We start from the raw sequence: 20,528 nt of genomic DNA, 5'->3' as shown, positions 1-20,528 counted from the left end.
CCATGCTCCGACACTCAAGCAAACGGAAGAAAAACAGAGCGCAGAGTCTTTAGTAATCACAGAACATGCTCATATTTTTTGCTATATCTTTCACCAGAAGTAATTTTCGCGCTGAGCTCACAGGCAACAAAACGAAACATGAAGGAGTAAAATATAAACGACGACTTTTTAATGGGTGGAGACGTCTCAAAAGCATCAACAAAATTATCCGCACAGGCATTCATATTGAACGCTTTGCTTCTCACAAGATGCCGCTGTGACAATGTCTCTCTATCTGCGGCATCAAGCACACTGTATTGCGCGATCAAGTCGTAGAACTTAAATTTTTCGAAATCCATGCCCTGCTCATGGTAATCATATCCAGGCAGTTCAGAAAAGTACCCATAGGATGTGGCGGCTTGTTCGTTTTCAATAGCTGTAATGCATGCCAGTCCATTTGCTGCTGCATGCAGCAAAGCTGTACCTGTACCAATAAACAGGTGGTGCGTTGAGAGTTCCTCATCAAGCCGCGAATATTCTAGATCGCCTTCGAGGATGACGCTATCCTGCAAATTCAACTCCGCAATCCTGGCGGCCATAATTTCGCTTAAAGGTCCGGAACCGAAGATACTATAAGTAAAGTCGATGCCATTGTCTTTTAGCTCTCGGGCAACATCCAACATATATAAATTGTAGGTCTTGAACTCTACAAGGCGCCCCACTGAAACAAGTCGAAGCTTATCGCCTGACACCTTCGATTCGCCACGAAGGCTCGGCATATCCACTCCGAGGGGGAACAGCTTAAACGGGTACGCAGGGAAATTATTAGCCTTCGCGGTTTTATCTACGGAGGACTGATTAAAAAATAAAATCATTGGCGGCGCGCCAAACAGCTTGTTTCGAAAGTAGCTCTCGTAAATTGGAAGTTTGTCTCCACCCCATGAAAGTTCGTTAGCATGATAAATCCCAAATACGCATTTAAGATTTTGAGATAAACAGGAAGCGAGCCGTTGAGCACACAGATAAGTCAATGCATTAGAGACGTGTATAGCCTCACAGTCGGAAAACAGCGCTTCGACCTTATTTGAGCTCAGCGGAAGCATCAGCTTTGCTTTCTCGCCCACCCCGTCGACAGAAAGGCTCAACAAATCTTGCCAATAATAGACATCGGAAAACTTTTGAAGCTCAATCAACAGCTTTGGATTAATGAGTTTTTTATAGAGAAACACAAACTGTGGGCGTACGCCTTTGGCGCTCAACTCTTTAACTAGGCGGACGAAAAAAGTCTCAATACCCCCTAACCCCAGTGACGACTGTACAAACAAGACCTTTTTCATACTATCTCCAATATCAATTTATTATTCAAGACGCCGAACTGATTTCCCTAGATAAATCCAGAAACCCACAACACAAACGATGAAATAAATTATATACGTAGCCATGTATCCGAGCATCACTCCCTGTACACCATTATACAAAAATGATGCAGCGAACACTGCTCCTAAAAATACAATGCTTTGAAAAAACTCAGCTACTACATAGAGCTTCGTGGCAGCTTTGGCCACAGCCACATAACCGATCACATATGCGGATATCCTAAAAAAATCACCGGCCAATTGATATATGATTAACTCTTCAAGCTCTTTGAAATCGGACGACAAAGCCAGCACCAGAAAAAAAGATCGCCCAACATACAAAACGGTACCGCCAAGGATAAACAGCAGCATCACAAAAGCCAGATATCTAAACACTAACCGTGCTATAACTTTCTTATCATGCTGCTCGGATATCATGGGCATGAAATAATACCCAAGAAACATACTAAAAAAACCAAGGTAGGCACTTGAGAGCTTTATCGCACCTTGCCATAGACCTGCTTGATGATACCCCTCACTCGTAATGAGATAATTCCTTACCACCATCTCGACTACCGGAAAAGCAACCGCACTGGTAAACAACATAAGCGAAAACGGTGCCAACAACTTTACTGGCAACTGACGCAGAGCCAATAATTTTACTTGCCCTTTAAAGCTCGACTTGAAAAAGACCATTATACCCGGGAGCAACGGAGAAACCACTATCACGCAGAGCGCGATAACTGCACCATTCCAACCAAACTTTGCAATGAGTGCCCAGGCAACGGGAATGGCCAAGAAACCACCAACGATTTGGATGATCGCAAAAACCCTTGTCTCCTTTAAACCGTTAACTACGCCAACTATCAAATTCGTTAATGCAAAGCCATATTGGGCAAAACCAACTAAGATAATTATCCAAAAATATTTCACATCCCCCATAATAACTTTGGCAAGGGGGCCTGAGAAAAATAGGCAGATAACCAACAAGGCGACAGAGAAATACGATGCATACGAAAATGCCCCAGATACAAAATGGAGCATCTTCGGTGGCAGGATTTTGTATTCAGCTACATATTTAATGACGCCATTGGTTATTCCTCCCCCCGCAATCAGAGACAAGATGGTAATTAAACTCATTAACTGGCCTAAGCTACCCAGCCCTTCAGCTCCCAAATACACCGCTACTAATTTTAGCACGATGAATCCAGCAAGTATTTTTGTTAAATGAGCGAACCCCGTCCACATGGCACTATATAAACCAGACACAAAACCCACCCGAGCGTTATAAGACTACAATTACACAGACCCGCCTCAGAGAGAGCCGTAAAAGCTTGTTACCGCAGCTATAACCGTCTGGACCTGCTGTTCGCTCAATCCATACCATACTGGCAGACGAATCAGCTTTTCGCTTTCAGCCGTAGTGAAACGATCTACACCTTCAAATCGACTGAACTTCTCGCCTGCAAGTGCCGAGTGAAGCGGAACATAGTGAAAAACGGCACCAACACCTGCCGATTTCAAGTGCGCCAGCAGCGCTGCTCGCGTACTGAGATCGCTGACTTTAATATAAAACATATGGCCATTGTGCTCACAATCGGTCGGAATGGTAGGCAATACCAACTTGCCTGCCTCCGCCAGACCCTGTAAGCCGACCTTGTACGAGTTCCAAATTTTCAATCTCGTTTCATTAATCAGAATACTATTATCGAGTTGCCCCCAAAGATAGGCAGCTTGAATATCTGATGGAAGGTAACTACTTCCTACATCGACCCAGCTGTATTTATCAACCATACCTCGGAAGTATTGATTGCGATTGGTACCCTTTTCACGAATGATTTCAGCACGCGAGGAAAACCGCTCATCGTTGATGATTAAGCCTCCGCCCTCACCCGCGCTTGTATAGTTCTTGGTTTCGTGAAAACTAAAGGCAGCCAAATGACCTATCGTGCCCAACGGACGCCCTTTATAAGTTGACATCATCGCTTGTGCCGCGTCTTCAATAACGAATAGATCGTGCCGCCGAGCAATATCCATGATCGTATCCATTTCGCACGCTACACCGGCGTAGTGAACAGGGACAATCGCCTTGGTCTTGTCCGTAATGGCCGCTTCAATAAGGGTCTCGTCAAGATTCATGGTATCGGGGCGCACGTCCACGAACACAATACGAGCGCCGCGTAACACGAAAGCGTTTGCGGTGCTGACAAACGTATAACTCGGCATGATGACTTCGTCACCGGGCTGGATATCGATCAGCAATGCCGCCATTTCCAAAGCCTGGGTACAGGAAGGCGTCAGCAGGAATTTGTCGCAGCCTAGCGTCTCCTCAAACCAATTTTTGCATAAGGCAGAATACTCGCCATCACCTGATATTTTTTCGCTTCTCATCGCAGCTAGAACATATTGATCTTCACTGCCAGTGTAGGGTGGTCTATTAAATGCAATCATCATTTTCTCTTAAAACTCAGTTCGAAGCCTCAAAAAGTCTAGCTTTTTTCCATATTCAGCAGACCAGTATACGACCAGCTCGCGCCTCGACTCAGCATTTTCAGGGTACGCTCTGAAAAATCCCAAGCGCTGAGTCAGCGCCTGGAAAATTATGCCACACAGCAAGCCTGATCTGAGTTGATCGGCGTATACCTTATTTTTTTTCTCGTGCGATGCTTAGCAAATACTGGCCGTAAGCGTTTTTACTGAGACTTTCTCCGATCTGACCCAACTGATTAGCCGTCAGCCAGCCGTTAGTAAAGGCAATTTCTTCAAGGCATGCGACCTTGTACCCTTGGCGCTTCTCCAGGGTCTCAACGAAATGGGCGGCCTCGAGCAGGCTTTCATGCGTCCCTGTATCGAGCCATGCAAAACCACGTCCGAGAAGCTCCACCCTAAGGTCTCCTCGATTCAGGTAGGCCTCATTGATGCTAGTGATTTCCAGCTCCCCACGAAGAGATGGTTTCACCTGCTTAGCTATTTCCACAACATCATTGTCGTAAAAATAAAGTCCGGTCACGGCAAAATTGGACTTGGGTTTGGACGGCTTTTCTTCGATCGAAATCGCACGCTTTTGCTCGTCAAACTCTACGACGCCGAAACGCTCCGGGTCTTTTACCTGATAACCGAATACGCTTGCGCCACTCGCCTGCCCAGCAGCCGAACGGAGCATCGGGCTGAAACCTTGACCATAAAAAATATTGTCGCCTAGCACCAGGCACACCGAATCATCGCCAATGAACTCTTGGCCGATAATGAAAGCTTGAGCAAGGCCATCAGGCTGCGGTTGAACTGCATAGCTGATATTCACGCCAAAATCACTTCCGTCGCCAAGCAAGCGCTTGAAGCCATCGATATCCACGGGTGTGCTGATCAGTAAGATATCGCGGATACCCGCCAGAAAAAGGACGGACAATGGATAATAAATCATTGGCTTGTCATATACAGGTAACAGCTGCTTGGAGACGCCTTTGGTTATCGGATAAAGCCGCGTACCGGAACCACCCGCCAAAACAATACCTTTCATTGGTTTTAAACTTCCTTTGTCAAGCCGATAAAATTATCGGGCAGCGGTGCTGCCCTTGAATATTGCTAACGAGTGTGCAGGGGGGGCAAATGCTGGCGACGTCAGACTTCGCGGTTGTACGAAGGCACACCTTCATCACCTCGGACCTGAGCCAGAGCGCGCTCGCGCCAATTGCAAGTGCAGCACAGCAAATACAAGCCTAGTAGAGTTATTGAAGCCGCGTTCGAAAAACCAGACAAGCCGATAAAAATCGAGCATGGCTGAGCCTGACAAATATAGGAACACTACCGCTCGCCATTTGACATATACACCCATGAATAAGTATCGAAGCTTTCAAGGATAATGTATCGCATTAAAAATTGAGTTCACCTGAAACCAAGCTGATAGTTTCAGGCAAACCGACACAAGCTTCAAACAACCGTATTACTTACCAACAAGACAGGTCTCGCAGCTCGCTGCTGGCTAAGGATAGAGCGGATGGCAACAATTGCAATACCGAGCACACCCCCTAATAACAAACCGAATATGATTATCAGCTTCCGATTGGGCTTGATTGGATTAATGGGCTCCAAAGCTTGCTTATCAATTGTCACCAACTTTAAGCGACTCATGTCAATAGCGAGCCCCTGCAACCGCACAGCTTCGGCGCGCAAAGACTGAACGCCCGCAAGAAAAATATCTTCATTCTGGCGGCTATTTAAAATTTCAATTTCGCGATTATTTTCGAGCAACTGCAATTCCTTGGCAATTTCTCCAACCCTCTTAGCAGTGAAGTCGTCTGATTTACGCTGCTGCAGAACACTACGCTCAGCCTCCAAAGCCTCTGTCCCCATGAAATAAAGCGGGATCTGCTGATTATTGACTTCGGTTCGCATAGTAGTGGACGAACCCGCACGATCCGCCTCACCTAATGAGGTAGGTGTAGTTGGCTTACGAATCCCCAAAGACTTGGCGATGCCGATAGCCTCGTTTAGATACGCGACTCGGTCGTAGCGTTCTGTCTTGAGTTGAGCACGAAGAGCCTTAAGTTCATCGCGTAGTTGAGCACGCCGTAAGTTATTGGACTCTTGCAATGAGGCAACTCTGGCTTCTTTGTCATTATTATAATTAGAACGCGCAGCATCAAGTTTACCATTCAATTCGTTCAGTCGATTTTTTACAATAACATTCAGGTCTGCCGCTATATGTTCTCTTTCCGTATTTATAGCGTAATTCACAAATCCATTTAAGATGGAAACGCCATCAACATCTTTAGGGTAATTCATCTCAATTCGAATGAAGGAACTGAGAATATCTGTTTTCTTTGGATCAGGGAGGGACAAACTGATCGAGTTGCGATTGAACTCCTCGAAGCTCTGCTCAAGTGTCCTACCTGGACGCTCGAACGCCCTGAAGAGCTTCTGATTTTCGCGAAAGAAACCAAGCCTAGTTTCATAGGACTCCAGCGCAGCGCCCACTCTTGTCAATGCCTCACCAGGAGGCAGGGAGTAAATCTCCGAGCGATTTAGGGCGTCCAGCTCATTAAGAGCAGCAGGTCTCAACACACTGCTGACCTGATACACAGGAGTGGCGATAAAAGCGTATGCCAAAGCAACCAAGCCTACCGCGGCAGTGACTAAAACGATGAATACCTTCTGCCTGAGGACAGCCTCAGAAACTGCCATAAAGCTGATTTCAAACTGAGGAACCGGGGGGGCGCGAAAACTACTACTCACAACAAAAACCTGCCTTCAAGAGAAACTGCGGGCTCGTTATGCAGACAAAATTGTGTATTTTTATACTAATTGGATAATCGTCAAAAAACAGCGTCTCTGCCGAATTTTAAGCGCACAAAATGCCCGTTATCGAGAACAGATTCCATTCTGCCATCTCTCCGACATATTACAAGTCTTGACATGTATGTAAGAAAATTCTGATTTTCAAGGGGAACCGTCTGAACCAGCCAGGCTAAGCATGCGGGCAGTCGGGGAAAAACTCAAACCGATCCATTACAAAGAATTTTCTGACAAACGGTCTATCAATCCTCTATTCCCAGGGCCTCTAGGCAATCGCCTTATTCGGACGCCTACGAACAAATGCCGCCAACACCGGCCCAATCACCATCCCCACGATCAAAGCCACAACCACAAACACCGCCACCGGCATCTGCGCAGTACTCCACCCCAGGAATGACAGCGCCACGCCCTGCTGGTTCTCCAGCACAAACGCCAGAACCACCAAAGCCGCAAGCACTGCAATCAACACCGCAACAACGCGCTTAACCCCACGCATACCCTTCTCCTTTCCCAAAAACACTCAGACGCCTTCTTCCTCTTCTTCGTTCACCCGATCGCGCAATTCCTTGCCCGGTTTGAAGTGGGGAACGAATTTGCCGTCGAGGCTGACGGACTGGCCGGTTTTTGGGTTGCGGCCTACGCGCGGTGCGCGGTAGTGCAGGGAGAAGCTGCCGAAGCCGCGGATTTCGATGCGATCTCCGGTGGCCAGGCATTGGGACATTTGCTCAAGCATGGTCTTGATAGCCAGCTCCACATCCTTGGATGAGAGCAGCCCTTGATGGGTGACAATTCGTTCGATCAACTCCGACTTCGTCATATTTTTCCCTTCTTTTTCAAGCAGCTAGGAAAAGCGCTCCGAAGGTTTTAGCATGAGTTGATGAATTTGAACAGCCCATGTGTCAACTTATCTGAGGCTGAATAAACACGTTCAGCAAGCAGCCAACCCCTTACTTACAGATCACCAACATGGTCCGCGTCACCGCACCAGCAGGGTTCCAGCCGAACAGGTAGTCGCCCTCTTCGTCCTCCGCATCACTGGAGCGGGTAATAACCTTGTAGCCCTGCATCTTGCACTCACGGGCGGCGCGCTTTTCGCACTTTTCCCACTTGTTGCCCAGGCCAGAGCAGTCGACCTCGATGCCGCTGACGCCGCGCTTCGCGTGGGTCTTGGCACTGGTGGAGGAGCAGCCTGCAAGCACGAGCAAGGCGAGTATTACGATAATTCTGTTCATTCAAACCCTTATTGAGTCAGCAACGCGAAATAGCCGTTTTCAAGACTATAGTCAGTTCTGACATTGGGCTGAATGCCTTGGTTCGGTGCAGTTGCTTCATCAAATTTCAGGCACAAAAAAGGGCGACCGAAGTCGCCCTTTTTCTACAGCTTTACAGAACTTAGTTCTGCTTAGCCATTGCCTGGCGCAGCAGTGCCGCCATGGTGGTGTCAGCAGCAGCTTCCGGAGCAGCTTCTTTCAGGCTCTGGATAGCTTCTTTCTCTTCCACTTCGTCCTTCGACTTGATGGAGAGCTGAATCACGCGGCTCTTGCGGTCAACGCTGATGATCTTGGCTTCTACTTCCTGGCCTTCTTTCAGTACGTTGCGCGCGTCTTCAACGCGGTCACGGCTGATTTCGGAGGCTTTCAGAGTCGCTTCGATATCGTCGGCCAGAACGATGATGGCGCCTTTGGCGTCAACTTCTTTCACAGTGCCTTTAACGATGGCGCCTTTGTCGTTCTCTTGAACGTACTCGGAGAACGGATCGCTTTCCAGTTGCTTGATACCCAGGGAGATGCGCTCGCGCTCTGGGTCAACCGACAGGATAACGGTGTCCAGCTCGTCGCCCTTCTTGAAACGACGAACAGCTTCTTCGCCAACTTCGTTCCAGGAGATGTCGGACAGGTGAACCAGGCCGTCGATGCCGCCGTCCAGACCAATGAAGATACCGAAATCGGTGATCGACTTGATGGTGCCGGAGATTTTATCGCCCTTGTTGAACTGGCCAGAGAAATCTTCCCATGGGTTAGATTTGCACTGCTTGATGCCCAGGGAGATACGACGACGCTCTTCGTCGATGTCCAGAACCATAACTTCCACTTCGTCGCCGACTTGTACGACTTTCGAAGGGTGGATGTTCTTGTTGGTCCAGTCCATTTCGGAAACGTGTACCAGGCCTTCCACGCCTTCTTCCAGCTCTGCGAAGCAGCCGTAGTCGGTCAGGTTGGTAACACGCGCGGTTACGCGGGTGCTTTCTGGGTAACGAGCTTTGATAGCAACCCATGGATCTTCGCCCAGCTGCTTCAAGCCCAGGGAAACGCGGTTACGCTCACGATCGTACTTCAGAACCTTGACATCGATCTCGTCGCCAACGTTGACGATTTCGGAAGGATGCTTGATACGCTTCCAAGCCATGTCGGTAATGTGCAGCAGGCCATCGACGCCACCCAGATCGACGAATGCGCCGTAATCGGTGAGGTTCTTGACGATACCTTTGACTTGTTGGCCTTCCTGCAGGGATTCCAGCAGAGCTTCACGCTCGGCGGAGTTCTCTGCTTCCAGCACGCTGCGACGGGAAACGACAACGTTGTTGCGCTTCTGGTCGAGCTTGATGACTTTGAATTCCAGTTCTTTGCCTTCCAGGTGCGTGGTGTCGCGCACTGGACGAACGTCGACCAAAGAACCTGGCAGGAACGCACGGATGCCGTTAACGTCGACAGTGAAGCCGCCTTTAACCTTACCGTTGATAACGCCCTTGACCACTTCTTCAGCTGCGAAGGCTGCTTCGAGAACAATCCAGCATTCAGCGCGCTTGGCTTTTTCACGGGACAGCTTGGTTTCACCGAAACCGTCTTCAACCGAGTCCAGAGCAACGTGAACTTCGTCACCGACATTGATAGTCAGGTCACCAGCATCGTTGTAGAACTGTTCCAGCGGGATCAGAGCTTCAGACTTCAGACCAGCGTGAACGGTTACCCAGCGAGCTTGGTAATCGATATCAACGATAACACCGGTGATGATGGAGCCTGCCTGAAGGTTCAGGGTTTTTAGGCTTTCTTCAAAGAGTTCCGCAAAGCTTTCGCTCATTTTAATTCCTGTTGATAAGGGCGAAGAATACGCCCATCTCCACACCCCAGACGGTGTGGGTCAGTTTCAGTTAAAAGAAGCCACCGCAGGACTATGACTGGTCCCCTGCGGCCTTCTTGATCACCCGGCGATATCGCGAATGGCGATTTCACTCATGATGCGTTCCAGCACCTGCTCGATGGATAGCTCCGTGGAATCCAGCTGTATGGCGTCAGCCGCCGGCTTGAGCGGGGCTACCGCACGCTGGGTATCACGCTCATCGCGTGCACGGATCTCATCTAGCAGACTCGACAGACTAACACCATCGACTTTGCCCTTCAACTGCAAGTATCGGCGGCGTGCCCGTTCCTCGGCGCTGGCGGTCAGGAAAATCTTCAGCGGCGCCTCGGGAAACACCACCGTGCCCATGTCGCGGCCATCGGCCACCAGGCCCGGCGCCTCCTGGAATGCGCGCTGGCGCTGCAGCAGCGCCTCGCGCACGACAGGCAGCGCGGCCACTTGGGAGGCGCCCGCGCCGATACTTTCGGTGCGAATCACATCGCTGACTTCATCACCTTCCAGAATGATGCGCTGCAACTGACCCTCGGTCGCCGCAATGAACTGCACATCCAGATGGGCGGCAAGTTTCGTCAGCAGCTCTTCGTTGGTCAGGTCCACACCATGGTTGTGCGCAGCGAACGCCAGCAGGCGATACAGCGCGCCAGAATCCAGCAGGCACCAACCCAGGCGCTTGGCCAGAATGCCAGCGATTGTGCCTTTGCCCGAGCCGCTAGGCCCGTCGATGGTAATCACCGGTGCTTTGATATTCACAATTGAGCCTCTTGGGCAACACGGATGCCGACTTGGGCACACAGTGTCAGAAAGTTCGGAAAAGACGTAGCAACATTGGCGCAGTCAAGGATACGAATAGGCGCCGTCGCCCGCAGGGAAGCCACACTGAACGCCATGGCAATCCGATGATCGCCATGGGCATGCACTTCACCGCCGCCCATCGGGCCACCGTCAATGATAAGCCCATCAGGCGTGGGTTCACACTTCACGCCCAGAGCCAACAGACCGTCGGCCATCACCTGGATGCGATCGGACTCCTTGAGGCGCAGCTCTTCGGCCCCGCGTAAAACAGTGCGCCCCTGAGCACAGGCTGCGGCAATAAACAGCACGGGAAACTCATCAATCGCCAACGGCACCAGGGCCTCTGGAATCTCGATGCCCTTGAGCGCAGCAGCACGCACACGTAAATCCGCAACCGGCTCGCCGCCCACCTCACGCTGATTTTCGAGGGTGATATCAGCCCCCATCAGCCGCAGGATGTCGATCACACCGGTGCGGGTCGGGTTGATACCGACATGCTCCAGCAACAGCTCGGAGCCTTCGGCAATCGAGGCCGCCACCAGGAAAAACGCCGAAGACGAGATATCCCCTGGCACTTCAATACGCGTAGCGGTCAACCCATGCCCCGACGCCAGCGACGCCGTCGCGCCCTGCACCGCCACCGGGTAGCCAAAGCCGCGCAGCATGCGCTCGGTGTGGTCGCGGGTCGGTGCGGGCTCGGTCACCGAGGTTTTACCCTCAGCGTATAACCCCGCCAACAACAGGCAGGATTTCACCTGGGCACTGGCCATAGGCAGTACATAGTTCAAGCCTTTGAGCGATTGCCCGCCACGAATGCTCAGTGGCGGACGCCCGTCCGGCCCGGTCTCGATGATCGCGCCCATTTCACGCAGCGGCTTGGCCACGCGGCTCATCGGGCGCTTGGACAGCGAGGCATCGCCGGTCAACACGCTGTCGAAGCGCTGCGCCGCCAATACACCGGCCAACAGGCGCATCGACGTGCCGGAATTGCCCACGTAGATCGGCCCCGGCGCTGCCTTCAGGCCCTGCAGGCCGACACCGTGAATGGTCACGCGCCCATGGTGCGGGCCCTCGATCACCACGCCCATGTCGCGAAAGGCCTGCAAGGTCGCCAGGGCGTCCTCACCCTCAAGGAAGCCTTCCACCTCGGTCACACCCTCGGCCAACGAGCCCAGCATGATCGAGCGATGGGAGATCGACTTGTCACCCGGCACGCGGATGCGCCCGCTCAAGCGGCCACCCGGGCTGGCGATGAAGGTCAGATCATCGGTGTTCACTGCGGTTTCCATATAGGCCCGGCGTGCGAGAATCTTGCTGAAATGTTCACGCGCCACCCGTGCCCGGGTGAACACGCCCAGCAGTTGATGGCCGTCTCCCGCATCCACCGCGTCGCGCAAGGCGTCGAGATCACTGCGGAAGGTGTCCAGGGTGCGCAACACCGCTTCGCGATTGGCGAGGAAGATGTCGTGCCACATCACCGGATCGCTGCCGGCAATCCGCGTAAAATCGCGGAAGCCGCCGGCGGCGTAACGGAAAATCTCGAGGTTCTCGTTGCGCTTGGCCAAAGAATCCACCAAGCCAAATGCCAGCAGATGCGGCAAGTGGCTGGTGGCTGCCAACACTTCGTCGTGACGCTCGACCTGCATATGCTCCACATCCGCGCCCAGCTCGCGCCAGAGACGATCCACCACCGCCAACGCCGTGGGATCGGTTTGCGCAAGCGGCGTCAGGATGACCTTATGCCGACGAAACAACTGCGCATTGGAGGCCTCCACCCCGCTCTGCTCGGAACCCGCGATGGGATGACCCGGCACAAAGCGCGGCGGCATGCCACCAAACGCCAATCGTGCCGCGCGCACCACGTTGCCTTTGGCGCTACCCACATCGGTAAGGATCGCTTGCCCGAGGTCCATGCCCGCCAGTACCGCCAGCAACTTCTCCATGGCCAGGATCGGCACGGCAAGCTGGATCACATCCGCGCCCTGGCACGCAACGGCCAGGTCCGCCTCACAGCGGTCCACCACCCCCAACTCCACCGCCAACGTGCGCGATTGCGGGTCGAGGTCCACCCCCACCACTTCGCCACATAGCCCGCTTTCACGCAGGCCTTTGGCGAAGGAACCACCGATCAACCCCAGTCCGACCACCACCAGGCGACCGATCATAGGCACAGCAGGTTGCAATGCAGTGACATCAACCACGGGCCAGAACCTTGGCCAGCGCCTCAAGGAAGCGGCTGTTCTCAGCCGGCAAACCGATGGTGATACGCAGGTGGTTCGGCATCCCGTAGTTGGCTACCGGGCGTACGATCACACCCTCGCGCAGCAAGCCCTGGAACACCGGCGCGGCCACTTGGCCGAGGTCGACGCAGATGAAGTTGCCCTTGGACGGAATCCAGCCCAGGCCCAGCTCACGAAAGCCTTCCTGCAATTGCAGCATGCCGCTTTCGTTGAGGCGACGGCCTTCTTCCAGGTATTCGGCATCCTTCACCGCCGCACAGGCGGCCGCCAGGGCCAGGCTGTTGACGTTGAACGGCTGGCGCACGCGGTTCAGCACATCGGCCACCACAGGCGTGGACAAGCCATAACCGACCCGCAACGACGCCAGACCATAAGCCTTGGAGAACGTACGCGACACCAGCAGGTTCGGGTAGGCCGCGAGGAAATCCAGGCCGTCGGGCAGGTCGCTGCCTTCGGCGTACTCGATGTAGGCTTCGTCCAGCACGACCAGCACATGCGCCGGCACGTCCTGCAGGAATTCGTTCAGTGCCTGCTCGCCAAACCAGGTGCCGGTCGGGTTGTTCGGGTTGGCGATAAACACCACGCGAGTCTGGGCATCGATGGCCGCCAGCATCGCCGGCAAGTCATGGCCCCAGTCCTTGGCAGGAATCACGCGAGCATCCGCCCCCACCGCCTGAGTCACAATCGGGTAGACCGCAAACGCGTGTTCGCTGAACACCGCATTCAAACCTGGCGCCAGGTAGGCACGGCCGACCAGTTCAAGGATGTCGTTGGAGCCGTTGCCCAAGGTCACTTGATTCAACTCGACCCGGCACTTGTCCGCCAGTAGCGACTTGAGGGCAAAACCGTTGCCATCGGGATAACGGGTCAGCTCGGCCAGCTCTTCACGAATCGCCGCCAACACTTTGGGGCTCGGGCCCAGCGGGTTTTCGTTACTCGCCAGTTTGACGATCTTGGACGGGTCCAGATTCAACTCACGGGCCAACTCGTCCACAGGCTTGCCTGGAACGTAAGGCGAGAGTTGTTGCACGCCCGGCTGCGCCAGGGCGAGGAAGTTGCCACTCATGTCAAAGCCTCACAAAACCGCTTTCGGGTAAGAGCCCAGCACCTTGAGTGCCACGGCTTCCTGACTGATTTTCTCCAGCACGCCCTTGACCAGAGGGTCGCGGTGATGGCCCATGAAGTCGATAAAGAATACGTAGGTCCACTTACCGCTGCGCGAAGGACGAGTCTCGATGCGCGTCAGGTCAATCCCGTTGTCGTGGAACGGCACCAGCAGCTCATGCAGCGCGCCGGGCTTGTTGCTCATGGAGACGATGATCGAGGTCTTGTCGTCGCCGGTCGGCGGCACTTCCTGGCTGCCGATCATCAAAAAGCGCGTGGAGTTATCCGGGCGATCTTCGATCTTTTCGGCCAGGCGCGTCAGGCCGTACAGGCCGGCAGCCATATCGCCGGCAATCGCCGCCGAGTTCCACTCACCCTTGACCCGCTTGGCCGCCTCGGCGTTGCTGGACACCGCCACGCGCTCGACATTCGGGTAATGGGCGTCCAACCACTTGCGGCACTGGGCCAGGGACTGGGCATGGGAGTAGATACGGCTGATGCTGTCGGTCTTGGTGTTTTCACCCACCAGCAGGTGGTGGTGGATACGCAGCTCCACCTCACCGCAGATCACCATGTCGTGCTCGAGGAAGCTGTCCAGCGTGTGGTTGACCGCGCCTTCGGTGGAGTTTTCCACTGGCACCACGCCAAAATTCACCGCACCGGCCGCGACTTCACGGAAGACTTCGTCGATGGCCGCCATCGGCTTGCTGATTACCGCATGGCCGAAGTGCTTCATGGCTGCCGCCTGGGTGAAGGTGCCTTCAGGGCCGAGGTAAGCCACTTTCAGTGGCTGCTCCAGCGCCAGGCACGAGGACATGATTTCACGGAACAACCGCGCCATCTCTTCGTTGCCCAACGGGCCCTTGTTGCGCTCCATCACACGCTTGAGCACCTGGGCTTCACGCTCGGGGCGGTAGAACACCGGCACTTCGCCTTCCGCCAGCGACGCCATTTTCACCCGGGCTACTTCCTGGGCGCAGCGCGCACGCTCACTGATCAGCTCCAGGACCTTCTCGTCCAGGCTGTCAATGCGTACGCGCAGGGCCTTGAGTTCTTGCTCAGACATTAGCCGTGTTCCTTCTCGAACTCTGCCATGTAGGCAACCAGCGCATTGATGGCGTGGATGTCGACGGCGTTATAAATGGAGGCGCGCATGCCACCCACCGAGCGGTGGCCCTTGAGGTTCAGCAGGCCGCGCTCGTCGGCGCCAGCCAGGAACGGCTTGTCCAGGCGGTCGTCCGCCAGGCGGAACGGCACGTTCATCCACGAGCGATCAGTGAGGTTGATCGGGTTGCTGTACAAGCCGCTGGCGTCGATGAAGTCGTACAGGGTGCGCTTCTTCTCTTCGTTCAACTTACCCATGGCCGCCACACCACCCTGCTCCTTGAGCCATTCGAACACCAGGCCCGACAGGTACCAGGCAAACGCCGGCGGGGTGTTGTACATCGAGCCGTTATCGGCCGCGACCTTGTAGTTGAGCATAGTGGGGCACAGGGAACGGGCGCGGCCCAGCAGGTCTTCGCGGATGATATTGACCAGGATGCCGCTTGGGCCGATGTTCTTTTGCGCGCCGGCGTAGATCATGCCGTATTTGGACACATCGATCGGACGCGAGAGGATGTCCGAGGACATGTCGCACACCAGCGGAACGTCACCTACTTGCGGCACCCAATCAAATTCCAGGCCACCGATGGTTTCGTTCGCGACGTAGTGAACGTAGGCCGCGTCTTTGGACAGCTTCCACTCGTTCTGACCGGGAATGGCGAAGTAGTCGTAGGGCTTGGCGGTGCCTGCCACGTTGACATGGCCGTAGCGCGAGGCTTCTTCGATAGCCTTCTGACCCCAGATACCGGTGTCGATATAGTCGGCAGTCCCGCCTTCTGGCAGCAGGTTCAGCGGTAACTGGGCGAACTGCTGGCTCGCACCACCTTGCAGGAACAGCACTTTGTAATGGGATGGGATGTCCAGCAAGTCGCGCAGGTCCTGCTCGGCCTTGTTGGCGATGGACACGAACTCATCGCTGCGATGGCTCATTTCCATCACGGAGAGGCCTTTTCCATGCCAGTCGAGGAGTTCACCCTGCGCACGCTGCAGGACTGCTTCAGGAAGCGCCGCGGGACCGGCACAGAAGTTATAGGCTCTCTTGCTCACATCCAATCTCACTCTGATCTGGTGGGGCTGCAATCATGTCAGCAACGCCCTCATTCTGGAGCGGACATCTGTGGGAGCTGGCTTTCCTGCGATAGCAGCGCCGCGGTATCACTGAATGACCGAGGCGCCTGCATCGCAGGCAAGCCAGCTCCCACATGGACCGCGTCCAGGCAAAGGGCGCTGTGTTTCATAGGGGACAAACAACAAGGGGGCGAATCTTCATCCGCCCCCTGTGTGTCCGCTTATTCCTGCGGTTCTTCTTCGTCTGCGGCAGCGTCGAGGGTTGGCTCGTCAACGTTGTCATCGCCAGCTGCGATCACCTCGCCTTCGAATTCCTCACCTTCAAGCTCTTCGCCTTCGACTTCCGAAGGCTCCTGCACACGCTCCAGGCCGACCAGTTTTTCGTCCTTGGCCAGCTTGATCAGGGTCACGCCCTGGGTGTTACGGCCCAGGCTCGACACTTCCGCCACACGGGTACGCACCAGGGTGCCCTGGTCGGAAATCAGCATGATCTCCTCGCCGTCGAGCACCTGCACCGCGCCGACGAGACGGCCGTTGCGGTCGTTGCTGACCATGGCGATCACGCCCTGGCCGCCACGCTTGTACTCCGGGAACTCACTGATGGCGGTGCGCTTGCCATAACCACGCTCGGAAGCGGTGAGGATCTGGCTGCCTTCTTCCGGGATCAGCATCGAAATCAGCTTCTGCCCTTCCGGCAGGCGCATGCCGCGTACACCGCGGGCGGTACGGCCCATGGCTCGTACGTCGGATTCCTTGAAGCGTGTGACCTTGCCGCCATCGGAGAACAGCATGACTTCGCGCTCGCCATCGGTGATGGCTGCGGAAATCAGCACGTCGCCTTCGTCCAGTTCCAAGGCGATCAGGCCCACGCTGCGTTGACGGCTGAAGGATTCCAGCGGGGTCTTCTTCACGGTGCCTTTGGCGGTGGCCATGAAGATGAAGTGACCTTCGGTGTATTCCTCGACCGGCAGCATGGTGGTGATGTATTCGTCACTGTCCAGCGGCAGCAGGTTGACCAACGGACGACCACGGGCAGCGCGGGAGGCCTCCGGGATTTCGTAGGTCTTGAGCCAGTACACCTTGCCTTTGCTGGAGAACAGCAGCAGCGTGGTGTGGCTGTTGGCGACCAGCAGGTGAGCGATGTAGTCCTCATCCTTCACGCCGGTAGCCGATTTACCTTTACCGCCACGACGCTGGGCCTGGTAGGCCGCCAACGGTTGGGTCTTGGCATAGCCACCGTGGGAGATGGTCACCACGCGCTCTTCTTCCGGGATCATGTCACCCAGGGTCAGGTCCAGGCGCGCATCGAGGATTTCGGTGCGGCGCACGTCGCCGTATTCGGCGCGGATCACTTCCAGTTCTTCGCGGATCACTTCCATCAGGCGCACAGCGCTGCTGAGGATGCGGATCAACTCGCCGATCTGGTTGAGGATCTCCTGGTACTCGGCCAGCAGCTTCTCGTGCTCAAGGCCAGTCAGGCGGTGCAGGCGCAGTTCCAGGATAGCCTGGGCCTGTTCTGGCGACAGGAAGTACTTGCCTTCACGCAGACCGTATTGCGGGTCCAGGGTCTCGGGGCGGCACGAGTCGGCGCCAGCGCGCTCAACCATCGCGACCACGGCACTGGATTCCCAAGGTGTGCTGATCAGCGCTTCCTTGGCTTCCGACGGGGTTGGCGAGGCCTTGATGAGGGCGATCACCGGGTCGATGTTCGACAACGCAACCGCCTGGCCTTCCAGGATATGGCCGCGCTCGCGGGCCTTGCGCAGTTCGAACACGGTACGGCGGGTGACCACTTCGCGACGGTGACGCACGAAGGCTTCCAGCAGGTCCTTGAGGTTCAGGATGCGCGGGCGGCCGTCGATCAGGGCAACCACGTTGATACCAAACACGCTTTGCAGCTGGGTCTGGGCGTAGAGGTTGTTGAGGATCACCTCCGGCACTTCGCCGCGGCGCAGCTCAATGACCACGCGCATGCCGTCTTTGTCGGACTCGTCGCGCAGCTCGGTGATGCCTTCCAGCTTCTTCTCTTTAACCAGCTCGGCGATCTTCTCGATCAGGCGTGCCTTGTTCAACTGGTAAGGGAGTTCGGTGATGACGATCTGCTGGCGGCCACCGACCTTGTCGATGTCTTCGATGATCGAGCGGGCGCGCATGTAAATGCGCCCACGGCCGGTGCGGTAGGCTTCGATGATGCCGGCGCGACCGTTGATGATCGCGGCGGTCGGGAAGTCCGGGCCGGGAATGTATTGCATCAGCTCATCGACGGTCAGCTCAGGGTTGTCGATAAGGGCCAGGCAACCGTCGATGACTTCACCGAGGTTGTGCGGCGGGATGTTGGTGGCCATGCCCACGGCGATACCGCTGGAACCGTTGACCAGCAGGTTGGGAATCCTGGTGGGCATGACAGCCGGGATCATTTCGGTGCCGTCGTAGTTCGGCACCCAGTCCACGGTTTCTTTATGCAGGTCGGCCAGTAGCTCGTGCGCCAGCTTGGTCATGCGCACTTCGGTGTATCGCATGGCCGCGGCGTTGTCGCCGTCCACCGAACCGAAGTTACCCTGGCCGTCTACCAGCAGGTAGCGCAGGGAAAACGGCTGCGCCATACGAACGATGGTGTCGTACACCGCAGTGTCGCCGTGAGGGTGATACTTACCGATCACGTCACCGACAACACGGGCAGATTTCTTGTACGGCTTGTTCCAGTCGTTACCCAGCTCGCTCATCGCGAACAGCACACGCCGGTGCACGGGCTTCAAGCCATCGCGCGCATCAGGCAGTGCCCGACCGACAATTACGCTCATCGCGTAGTCGAGGTAGGACTGTTTCAGCTCGTCTTCGATATTGACCGGGAGGATTTCTTTGGCCAGTTCGCCCATGAGAAGCCTGATTCCTTTTTCGGGTGAAACCTCGTCACATCCATTCGGGACGAACGAAGCTCGCCGCTGCCGGCACGGTGCCTGACAACGACTTACGACAAATCAACGAGTTATGACACGGATCTGCACGTTATAGGCCACCCCTCGGGGCAGCCCTGGAAACCGCCGGATGTTATCACAATCGCCGCCACGCACCTATCCCCCTGATGCGCATGGAGGCTAGTAATTTGACGGATGACAGGCTTGAAGGGGACGAGAGGGGCTCAGAGGCGCGATGGTGCTTTTTTGCGAGGGTGGAATGCAGACGTTTTATTGACTTCAAGGGCCAATCGCAGGCAAGCCAGCTCCCACCTTTGATGTGTGAACACGGTTGAAGGTGGGAGCTGGCTTGCCTGCGATAGAGCCCCCACAGCCACCGACACCCTCAATGCAGGCGCTTACGACACATCAACTTGGCCAGTTTGGCAGTGTCTGGCCGCTCGACAATGCCTTTTTCGGTGACGATCACGTCGATCAGGTCCGCAGGGGTCACATCAAACACAGGGTTAAACGCCGCGATATCCAACCGCTGCCCATCCACCTCAAGCAACTCACCCATATCGCGCTGCTCCAGCGCAACATCCTCCCCCGTAGCCACCATCAAATCGAGGGTCGAACTCGACGCCACCACCATAAAGCGCACGCCATGGTGCATGGCACACACGGCCAACTGATAAGTGCCGATCTTACTGATCACATCGCCATTGGCCGCAATACAGTCAGCCCCCACCACCACCCAGGTCACGCCTTTGGTCTTGAGGATATGCGCCCCGGCGGAGTCGGCATTCACCGCCACCGGGATGCCCTGGCCCGCCAACTCCCACGCTGTAAGACGGGAGCCTTGCAGCCAGGGGCGGGTTTCATTGACATAGACCTGCTCGACCAGCCCCTCCAGATACGCGGCATGAATCACCCCGAGGGCTGTGCCAACGCCGCCGGAGGCCAACGCCCCGGCGTTGCCATGGGTGAGGATCGCCTGGGCATTGCCCTGGTGCTTGCGAATCCGCTCCATGCCCAACTGGGCCATGACCACGTTGGCCTCCCGGTCGCTCTCATGGATCGCGACGGCTTCGGCTTCCAGCGCCACCAGCGGGTCGGCGTGCTGCTTGAGGCGGTCGAGGCGGTCGCGCATGCGCTGCAAGGCCCAGAACAGGTTCGATGCGGTCGGTCGGGTATGGGCCAGCAAGCCGTAGTCTTCTTCCCATGCAGCCTGCCAGTCACCACCCTCGGCGATACGCTCGCGGGCGGCCAGGACCAAGCCATAGGCGGCGCAGATGCCGATAGCCGGCGCGCCCCGCACCACCATGGTGCGAATGGCGTCGGCCACCGACTCAACGGTACTGCAGGCCACCCAGTGCGTCCGGGACGGCAAAACGCGCTGATCGAGCAGGTGCAGCGCGCCATCACGCCATTCGATGGCCTTCACTTTGTCTGCAGCCAACAGTCGGTCGCGCATCCCTTACCCCGCACTCATGAACAAAAGCCGCCGATTATAGCGATCCGCCAGCCAGGACGCTCGGGTATACTTCGCCCTTCTTTTA

The 20,528-nt window shown here is 55.4% G+C and carries 16 protein-coding genes; all 16 read right to left on the bottom strand.

What is annotated here, in order from left to right; all coding sequences use genetic code 11:
* Positions 1-56: 56 nt before the first annotated feature.
* The 16 genes from GH769_RS04725 to mtnA all read right to left on the bottom strand — a co-directional run bounded on the left by GH769_RS04725 (position 57) and on the right by mtnA (position 20,443).
* Entirely contained in the window at positions 57-1,316 is a 1,260-nt protein-coding gene (locus GH769_RS04725; RefSeq protein ID WP_020302495.1) for a glycosyltransferase family 4 protein, read from the bottom strand.
* A 21-nt stretch (positions 1,317-1,337) separates the two neighbouring features.
* Complete coding sequence (locus GH769_RS04720; RefSeq protein ID WP_108538534.1) at positions 1,338-2,603, bottom strand: O-antigen translocase; 1,266 nt, start codon at positions 2,601-2,603, stop codon at positions 1,338-1,340.
* A 45-nt stretch (positions 2,604-2,648) separates the two neighbouring features.
* On the bottom strand, positions 2,649-3,785 hold the full coding sequence (gene rffA / locus GH769_RS04715) for a dTDP-4-amino-4,6-dideoxygalactose transaminase (RefSeq protein WP_014717625.1): 1,137 nt from the start codon (positions 3,783-3,785) through the stop codon (positions 2,649-2,651).
* 193 nt (positions 3,786-3,978) lie between these two features.
* Complete coding sequence (gene rfbA / locus GH769_RS04710) at positions 3,979-4,851, bottom strand: glucose-1-phosphate thymidylyltransferase RfbA (RefSeq protein WP_014717624.1); 873 nt, start codon at positions 4,849-4,851, stop codon at positions 3,979-3,981.
* 410 nt (positions 4,852-5,261) lie between these two features.
* On the bottom strand, positions 5,262-6,566 hold the full coding sequence (locus GH769_RS04705) for a Wzz/FepE/Etk N-terminal domain-containing protein (protein ID WP_014717623.1): 1,305 nt from the start codon (positions 6,564-6,566) through the stop codon (positions 5,262-5,264).
* Between the two features lie 325 nt (positions 6,567-6,891).
* Positions 6,892-7,122: a LapA family protein gene (locus GH769_RS04700; RefSeq protein ID WP_014717622.1), complete on the bottom strand. Its 231-nt coding sequence runs from the start codon at positions 7,120-7,122 to the stop codon at positions 6,892-6,894.
* Positions 7,123-7,146: 24 nt separating this feature from the next.
* Positions 7,147-7,443, bottom strand: a complete 297-nt coding sequence (gene ihfB, locus GH769_RS04695; RefSeq protein ID WP_003189779.1) for an integration host factor subunit beta — start codon at positions 7,441-7,443, stop codon at positions 7,147-7,149.
* Between the two features lie 130 nt (positions 7,444-7,573).
* Entirely contained in the window at positions 7,574-7,858 is a 285-nt protein-coding gene (locus GH769_RS04690; RefSeq protein WP_014717621.1) for a hypothetical protein, read from the bottom strand.
* Between the two features lie 160 nt (positions 7,859-8,018).
* A complete protein-coding gene (rpsA, locus tag GH769_RS04685; RefSeq protein ID WP_003189774.1) occupies positions 8,019-9,704 on the bottom strand; it encodes a 30S ribosomal protein S1 in 1,686 nt (561 codons plus the stop codon).
* 120 nt (positions 9,705-9,824) lie between these two features.
* On the bottom strand, positions 9,825-10,514 hold the full coding sequence (gene cmk / locus GH769_RS04680; protein WP_153649487.1) for a (d)CMP kinase: 690 nt from the start codon (positions 10,512-10,514) through the stop codon (positions 9,825-9,827).
* Positions 10,511-12,721 carry a bifunctional prephenate dehydrogenase/3-phosphoshikimate 1-carboxyvinyltransferase gene (locus GH769_RS04675; protein WP_032902672.1) on the bottom strand — a complete coding sequence of 737 codons (2,211 nt, stop codon included), beginning with the start codon at positions 12,719-12,721 and terminating at the stop codon, positions 10,511-10,513. The genes cmk and GH769_RS04675 overlap by 4 nt, the downstream gene beginning before the upstream one ends.
* Before the next feature lie 28 nt (positions 12,722-12,749).
* Positions 12,750-13,862 carry a histidinol-phosphate transaminase gene (gene hisC / locus GH769_RS04670; RefSeq protein WP_032902670.1) on the bottom strand — a complete coding sequence of 371 codons (1,113 nt, stop codon included), beginning with the start codon at positions 13,860-13,862 and terminating at the stop codon, positions 12,750-12,752.
* Positions 13,863-13,871: 9 nt separating this feature from the next.
* A complete protein-coding gene (pheA, locus tag GH769_RS04665) occupies positions 13,872-14,966 on the bottom strand; it encodes a prephenate dehydratase (protein ID WP_032902668.1) in 1,095 nt (364 codons plus the stop codon).
* Entirely contained in the window at positions 14,966-16,051 is a 1,086-nt protein-coding gene (serC, locus tag GH769_RS04660) for a 3-phosphoserine/phosphohydroxythreonine transaminase (protein WP_019820637.1), read from the bottom strand. Before serC ends, pheA begins: the two co-directional genes overlap by 1 nt.
* A 242-nt stretch (positions 16,052-16,293) precedes the next feature.
* Entirely contained in the window at positions 16,294-18,948 is a 2,655-nt protein-coding gene (gene gyrA, locus GH769_RS04655) for a DNA gyrase subunit A (RefSeq protein WP_014717617.1), read from the bottom strand.
* A 424-nt stretch (positions 18,949-19,372) separates the two neighbouring features.
* The gene (gene mtnA, locus GH769_RS04650) at positions 19,373-20,443 is read right to left on the bottom strand and encodes an S-methyl-5-thioribose-1-phosphate isomerase (protein WP_032902667.1); all 1,071 of its coding nucleotides are present in this window, start codon (positions 20,441-20,443) and stop codon (positions 19,373-19,375) included.
* Between the last annotated feature and the right edge of the window lie 85 nt (positions 20,444-20,528).

It is taken from the genome of Pseudomonas sp. CFSAN084952 (assembly GCF_009648855.1).
Taxonomy (GTDB): Bacteria; Pseudomonadota; Gammaproteobacteria; order Pseudomonadales; family Pseudomonadaceae; genus Aquipseudomonas; species Aquipseudomonas paracarnis.
This window is presented reverse-complemented; position numbering and strand designations above follow the sequence as displayed.

Bases quoted from the DNA above. Each gene is read 5' to 3' on its own strand.
- rffA (WP_014717625.1), bottom strand. From the start codon at position 3,785: ATGATTGCATTTAATAGACCACCCTACACTGGCAGTGAAGATCAATAT.
- hisC (WP_032902670.1), bottom strand. From the start codon at position 13,862: ATGAGTGGCAACTTCCTCGCCCTGGCGCAGCCGGGCGTGCAACAACTC.
- ihfB (WP_003189779.1), bottom strand. From the start codon at position 7,443: ATGACGAAGTCGGAGTTGATCGAACGAATTGTCACCCATCAAGGGCTG.
- pheA (WP_032902668.1), bottom strand. From the start codon at position 14,966: ATGTCTGAGCAAGAACTCAAGGCCCTGCGCGTACGCATTGACAGCCTG.
- GH769_RS04700 (WP_014717622.1), bottom strand. From the start codon at position 7,122: ATGCGTGGGGTTAAGCGCGTTGTTGCGGTGTTGATTGCAGTGCTTGCG.
- gyrA (WP_014717617.1), bottom strand. From the start codon at position 18,948: ATGGGCGAACTGGCCAAAGAAATCCTCCCGGTCAATATCGAAGACGAG.
- rpsA (WP_003189774.1), bottom strand. From the start codon at position 9,704: ATGAGCGAAAGCTTTGCGGAACTCTTTGAAGAAAGCCTAAAAACCCTG.
- GH769_RS04725 (WP_020302495.1), bottom strand. From the start codon at position 1,316: ATGAAAAAGGTCTTGTTTGTACAGTCGTCACTGGGGTTAGGGGGTATT.
- rfbA (WP_014717624.1), bottom strand. From the start codon at position 4,851: ATGAAAGGTATTGTTTTGGCGGGTGGTTCCGGTACGCGGCTTTATCCG.
- GH769_RS04690 (WP_014717621.1), bottom strand. From the start codon at position 7,858: ATGAACAGAATTATCGTAATACTCGCCTTGCTCGTGCTTGCAGGCTGC.
- mtnA (WP_032902667.1), bottom strand. From the start codon at position 20,443: ATGCGCGACCGACTGTTGGCTGCAGACAAAGTGAAGGCCATCGAATGG.
- GH769_RS04675 (WP_032902672.1), bottom strand. From the start codon at position 12,721: ATGATCGGTCGCCTGGTGGTGGTCGGACTGGGGTTGATCGGTGGTTCC.